Source organism: Paraburkholderia sp. CNPSo 3076 (assembly GCF_026343935.1).
Taxonomy (GTDB): domain Bacteria; phylum Pseudomonadota; class Gammaproteobacteria; order Burkholderiales; family Burkholderiaceae; genus Paraburkholderia; species Paraburkholderia nodosa.
The window spans coordinates 1-5,911 of record NZ_JAPMAL010000091.1 but is presented as its reverse complement, the minus strand read 5'-3'; the positions used below and the strand labels follow the sequence as shown (position 1 = coordinate 5,911).

General features: G+C 55.0%; 3 protein-coding genes, 3 pseudogenes and 1 other annotated feature. Of the genes and pseudogenes, 3 read left to right on the top strand and 3 right to left on the bottom strand.

The genetic code is table 11. From position 1 onward, the window contains the following. Positions 1-242 (top strand): DDE-type integrase/transposase/recombinase (locus M3A49_RS41830; protein ID WP_266233890.1); only part of this gene is annotated, 242 nt, incomplete at its 5' end. Positions 243-866: 624 nt separating this feature from the next. Here the strand turns inward: M3A49_RS41830 and M3A49_RS41825 are convergent. The 3 genes and pseudogenes from M3A49_RS41825 to M3A49_RS41815 all read right to left on the bottom strand — a co-directional run bounded on the left by M3A49_RS41825 (position 867) and on the right by M3A49_RS41815 (position 5,147). Continuing rightward, complete coding sequence (locus M3A49_RS41825; RefSeq protein WP_323183569.1) at positions 867-1,511, bottom strand: RolB family protein; 645 nt, start codon at positions 1,509-1,511, stop codon at positions 867-869. Positions 1,512-2,379: 868 nt separating this feature from the next. Next, a pseudogene (locus M3A49_RS41820) lies at positions 2,380-3,615 on the bottom strand (IS3 family transposase). Continuing rightward, positions 3,218-3,334 (bottom strand) — a sequence feature (AL1L pseudoknot). (Overlaps the previous pseudogene by 117 nt.) Positions 3,616-3,662: 47 nt before the next feature. Then, the gene (locus M3A49_RS41815; protein WP_266233941.1) at positions 3,663-5,147 is read right to left on the bottom strand and encodes a helix-turn-helix transcriptional regulator; all 1,485 of its coding nucleotides are present in this window, start codon (positions 5,145-5,147) and stop codon (positions 3,663-3,665) included. A 193-nt stretch (positions 5,148-5,340) separates the two neighbouring features. On the opposite strand from M3A49_RS41815, the pseudogene M3A49_RS41810 reads away from it, so the two are divergent. Together M3A49_RS41810 and M3A49_RS41805 are read left to right on the top strand one after the other, a co-directional pair. Further along, positions 5,341-5,613 (top strand): annotated as a pseudogene (locus M3A49_RS41810) (DDE-type integrase/transposase/recombinase); the annotation flags it as partial. Positions 5,614-5,672: 59 nt separating this feature from the next. Then, positions 5,673-5,911, top strand: a pseudogene (locus M3A49_RS41805) (IS6 family transposase); the annotation flags it as partial.

Here is a 5,911-nt window from a genome sequence, read left to right as displayed (position 1 = left end):
TCAACGCTGAACGTGAGACGCCGATCAGGATCCGCCAGAAGAAGTACCTGAACAACGTTGTCGAGCAGGATCACCGTGCGATCAAGCGTCGCACCCGGTCGATGCTGGGCTTCAAGAATTTTCGTTGTGCACGCATCATTCTCGGCGGCATCGAGTTCATGCATATGATCGTCAAAGGCCAGATGAAAGGCGGTGGCATCGCGCAAACTCCCGCCCAGCAGTTCTACTCCTTGATTACATAAGTAGTCCTCATCATATCGCCATTTGTTTGACTCGTCTTCCTTAACGCGACAAAACCTGTTTTGGCCGGTGAGCCGAAGTGCCGCAATTGTCCTTTTAAGAACACGCACATTTGTCGGGAAGGCGACGAAATGGATATTCAAGGAATCTCGCACTGACCTGCCCCCTTCAAAGAGAGCCAGTCAGAAGTTCGAAAAGACATCTCGCCAAAACAACAATTTTATTGCATGTCTGAATTTATTTTCACACCCAATTTTGACAGATCGTATCTCAACCTAAAGGAAGTGCCTTCGTTCATCAGTTATGCGTGGGTCGGACCATTTTTAAAAAAAATGAACACGAAAATTTGCCAAACTGGGAAAGTCAGGAGCAAACAATAATGGGCAAGATAAAAGTAGTTTTATTCATTAATATTGGCGCGCTAACCGCACGTCTTACACGACGAAAACACGGAAACTTAAAAATAAAGGCAACAGGAATATCAGTTCCCAACAGCCTTATTACAGCTCACACAGCCCACAAACAACACAAACGACGACGAACAGAATAAAACGAAAATACAACTCCGAACTCAAGTGCAAGTTCACATGCCCCAAACCGCCCACACACGACAGGCAAGGTAGACTCTATAGTATGTCCGCACGAGCGTACGCCGCCACATCGAATTTTCCAAAATAAGGGCGGCTCCAGAAGTGGCCACCTTCATCACGCATGAGGTCCGTTTCTGGGATAAGGATGCATCTCTTTATTTCACGCAGGCGTAGTTCGCATCCCAATGCCTGATATTTGTTACGCACCACTTTATAGTCGAATTCATCTTCGTACGGCATAATATCGTAGGCCAGCATCCTTTGATTTCCATTCTCATCTTCAAAGCGATACTTTTCATCTAGATAGCTGAGGCTGTTGTTGTGAGCCATATCAACGCATGAAGGGGCGTCAGCCACGACGCACAGGAATTTGGGATAACAACCTTCCCTGCGCAAAATCTGCTCGGTGATACTCTCCGTGGGGTCGTTCATGCACGGGAATTCGCGAAATTCCTCCATGAGTGTGTCGACGAGCTCAGGCTCACGACCCTCTCGCCAGCCCTGAAACGTATCCAGGATGTCGGCATACTGTTTTTGCGCCGGGAGAAGTTCCTCATCAAGAAAGCGGTCATAGTGCCGCACCACCGCCTGCAGAGCGGCCTCCAACGAGTTCCTCTGAATGTCTTCGACACAATTGAAAAATGGGAATCGTGGGCGATCGAATTCTGGGGGCTCGCTCATGGTGAGAGGATATGTGAGGAAGACGATGAGAGCTGATACGAAGAAGTTCCTTGCTGTTTGGGAAACGGAAGGCAATTCCGTGCCTATATATAGAGTTATGGAACTGGTAAGAAATTTCGTAAATGCCTTCTTTGAAAATTTCGAAAGGTTAAAATGGCCCCTGAGTGATGGCGATCGGTAAAACGTCACAGTAGGGCTTTTTGCCTTAGCGAAGCGGCACATGACTATAAGATGTGATGGCAATTCACGTCATCGCATTTAAACTTCCAGAACCCGGGTGGTTTTTGATAATTTTGACTAAAGTGCCTGAAGCCACGTGTAACACTGAACGATCGTTCAGTAATGAAGTGGACACCAGCTCTACCGCGCCTCAAAATCGCTTTCCAATTTTCGAGTAAACGCACTATAACGCTCCCCTTCGGCAAGGCCAAAGGCTTTTAGCAAGGTCCCATTAGTCGGACCTGCACATTCCGGAGAGCCTTTTGCAGGAACCTGGCAGATTGTGGGTAGTTTCCTGCATGTCGAGGTCTGGATGGGTCCGAAGACAGCGGTGAGCGAAGGCGATTTGTTCCGGCATCCTCCGGCGCGCGTCAAGGTAGTTGTCGGTGTGCCAAGAAGGAAAGCGACCGAAGGTCGCTGTACATGCTGTATCCGTGATGAGGGTTGGCCCCTCGGTTTCGCCGATCAGGCGGTGATACCAAACCACCTAGAGCTGCATTCGTTAAGAGCGGGTGTGGTGAGCGTCTGAGGAAAAGGCGGGATGAATCCCGTCAGGTATGTAGGAAGGAGGCGAACGAAAGTGAACCATCGAAGAAGTGTCGATAATTGCAATGGTGAACCGCCCCGGGAATCGTGGAGGCTGGTTGGTTTAAGTTAATGCGGGCACGTCAGTGATATTTCTGAGTTGCCTGTAGTAGTTTGCCTCAGCTTCGGCGGGCGGGATATAGCCGAGCGGTTCCATCAGCCGATGATGGTTGTACCAGGCCACCCATTCCAGCGTCGCCAGTTCGACGGATTCCCTCGTTTTCCACGGGGCACGCCGATGAATCAGTTCTGTCTTGTACAAGCCGTTGATCGTTTCGGCCAGCGCATTATCGTAGCTGTCGCCACGACTGCCGACAGAAGGCTCGATGCCCGCTTCGGCCAGCCGTTCGCTGTAGCAAATGCTGACGTTGCGATCCCCTGTCGGAGTGGTGTATCAACGTTCCATCGCCGCCCGGTTGCCGCGCGTACAGCGCCTGCTCAAGTGCGTCCAGAACGAAGTCCGTGGTCATCGACGAACTGACGCGCCAGCCAACAATACGGCGGGCGAATACGTCGATCACGAACGCCACGTAAAGCCAGCCCTGCCACGTCGAGACATACGTGAAGTCCGACACCCAGAGCTGATTCGGCCGCTCAGCCTTGAATTGCCGGTTGACCCGGTCCAGCGGGCGTGGTGCGCTCGTCTCGGGAGTCGTCGTGCGAACCCGCTTGCCGCGAACCGCACCACGCAGGCCTTGCAGCTTCATCAGACGTCCGACCGTGCAGCGTGCCACCACAATGCCTTCCCGGTTCATCTGCTTCCAGACCTTCGGCACGCCATAGACCTGCATGTTGGCCTGCCAGACACGCTTGATCTCGGGTTGCAGAATCTCATCGCGTTTCGCGCGGGTGCAGCGTCTGGACGGATCGCGAAGCTGCGCAGCATGGCGTCGGTAGCCCGACGGGGCGATCTGCAAGACCTTGCAGATCGGCTCGACCCCAAAGGTGTCGCGATGCTGATCGACGAAGGCCTTCAGGACTTGAAACGGCGGTCGAGCTCCGCCTGGGCGAAAAACGCGCTCGCCACCTTGAGAATCTCGTTGGCACGGCGCAGTTCCTTGACCTCGCGCTCCAGGGCCTTGAGGCGTTCGCGCTCGTCCGTGGTCACGCCATCGCGCTCGCCCTGGTCGACCTGGTCGCGCTTGACCCATTCGTGCAGCGTCTGCGGCGTGCAGCCGATCATCGGTGCAATCGATTCGATCGCCGCCCACATCGACGGATGTTCGCTACGCTGCTCGCGCACCAGGCGTACGGCACGTTCCCGGACTTCCGGGGAAAACTTGATTGCCTTCTTGTTCATGGCTCCATTCTCTCAAGAGTTGGAGCCTCCACAAAACCCGGGGCGGTTCAGGAAGAGCTTTTAGGTAAGCTCGGTGTGGGCCTCCGGCTTAAGGCGTCCGAAGGGGATTCGTCAAACTGCTTGTGATAGCTGCGAACGAGCGCCGTGTAGGTTCGCACCCCCCACTTATTTGCCGTAGAGAGGATTTCACGACGACCACCGATCGAATCGTTCCGCAAGTCTTCACGGACACCTTCCATTCGCAAACGTCTGATTAGCTGCTTCGGCGAGAGGCCAAGCGATTTCTTGAATGCCAGTTGCAATGCGCGTTCCGTTACCCCAATCTCGGCGGCGACTTCGCGGACGGACAGCTGGGATCGGTTGATGTTTTCCTGCAAATAGCGATATGCGCGGCGATAGCGTGCCGGCAAACGCACAGCGACGTCGTCCAGATATCGGTCAAGCCTGCCGGCCATAGCACGATACGAGACGCCTACCTGTGCGTCATCGCGAAGACATTGTGCCGCAGTCAGCGCATAGCGTCCGAACAAATCCATGGCCTCGCGGTGGCGTCCGAGTGCTTGCTGCGTCTGAGCGAGCGAATACTGGTATTCAAGCTGGCGATGTCCCGTTGAACCTGCGTAGTTGATTCTATGGAGCGGTTCAAGTAATCTTTCCGCGCGTTCAGGCTCGGCTGCTGCCAGCGAGGCCAGTGCCGCTTCTACCCGCGTCGTGCTCAGATAGTCGACGAGGCCTTGGCGACGAGCCCAGTTGAGGTGTGCCTCTATACTGTCTAACTCACCTCGCTCGCCCTTTGCAAGCGCGCGCAAACTGCGCAGATAATCGATACGTTGCTGCAGCAAAGGCGTGCGGACATCAAGCACCTTGGATTCGCGCATATCCGTTTCGTCACTGAGGGAGCGCACGTCAGCCTTGGCTCCGATGCTGCGCGGCGTCATGTCATCCCATCCAGATTGCCAGTACACGTGATTGCTCAGAAGCGGCGAACCACGCAGTTCGCGTTGCACGGCGACGTCGAAGTGCAACGTGGCGAGAATTTGCCGCCAAAGGCTCAATGGTAGTCTCGCCGTTGCAGCGTCAAGTTCGGCTAGCTCACGTGCGCAATTGTTCGGGTAACCGAGGAGGAGCAGGACGCCCGCAATGGCCAATCGCAGCTCGACGTTCAGATTGGGGTCGTTTTCGGCCTCCTCTATAGCCCGTGAGAAGCACGACAGCGCGGTCGCCAGCCTATAACGGAACACCGCTTGCCATCCGGCGTTGCGGCACGACGCGACATTAATTGATCGACGCGGCGCGCACATCGCCTTCTCGACGGCGCGATATTGGTGTTCCGGCTCATCGCAAATGCCAAGCATCAACTGCATGTCGGTATGCATCCGCAGCAGTTGCGGCGTGCGGCGGATGCTCGCCGAGCGACCAATTTGAGCCGCTGCGTGCCGCAGATTTCCCTCACTCAGCGCAGTAAGGAAACTCTCGGGAAGACTCTGCAACGACAGCGATCCTATCAGAGGAAAATACAATGTTAGGAACATTTAACACTCCGGGTGACGTTCGTAAGCTTCGCAGACCGTTGAAATACACCTCACCAACGCGCGGGATGCCCTTCGAAAACAACAGCCGCGTCGGCTTCGTTAGTGTCGATTTGATACCGGACGTCCCAAAGTCAAGTGGAAGAGTTAGCGCTGTCAAAGAAAGTCGCCTTATCACGGTTACCGCTTCCCTGCCATCGTCATCAGCCGCGCGGTTCGCTGGTATTTCCGGTTCAGCCTGATCGTGCACGATATCGAGGAGTTGTTGCTCGAGCGTGGTGTCGTCGTCACGTACGAAACAATCCGTTGCTGGTGCGACAGGTTCGGCGCTGGATTCGCCCAATGTGCAAAGGTGGCGTGGCGCTGCGCGGGGTGCCGCATCTGGCTGTGGCGTGCGGTCGATGAGCATAGCACCGAACTCGACGTTCTGGTGCAAAAACGACGCGACAAGGCCGCGGCCCAGCGCTTCGGCTTTGTCGCATTAAGGGATCTGCTAAGCTGAAGTCCCGAGGACGAACGATCTGATTGATGAAGCAAAACCTGAATCCTGCTGTGGCAAAGGTGCTCAAGCGCCTGCACTACCCGCTTGATGTAATCCTTCTCTGCGTGCGCTGGTACGTCGCGTATCCACTGAGTCTGCGTCACCTCGAGCAGATGATGGCCGAGCGAGGAATTTCGGTTGACCATTCGACCGTGCATCGCTGGGCGCTCAAACTCTTGCCGGTGCTGGAGAAAGCGTTCCGACGCTGCAAACGGGCGGTCGGCAA

Bases quoted from the DNA above. Each gene is read 5' to 3' on its own strand.
- M3A49_RS41815 (WP_266233941.1), bottom strand. From the start codon at position 5,147: ATGTTCCTAACATTGTATTTTCCTCTGATAGGATCGCTGTCGTTGCAG.
- M3A49_RS41825 (WP_323183569.1), bottom strand. From the start codon at position 1,511: ATGAGCGAGCCCCCAGAATTCGATCGCCCACGATTCCCATTTTTCAAT.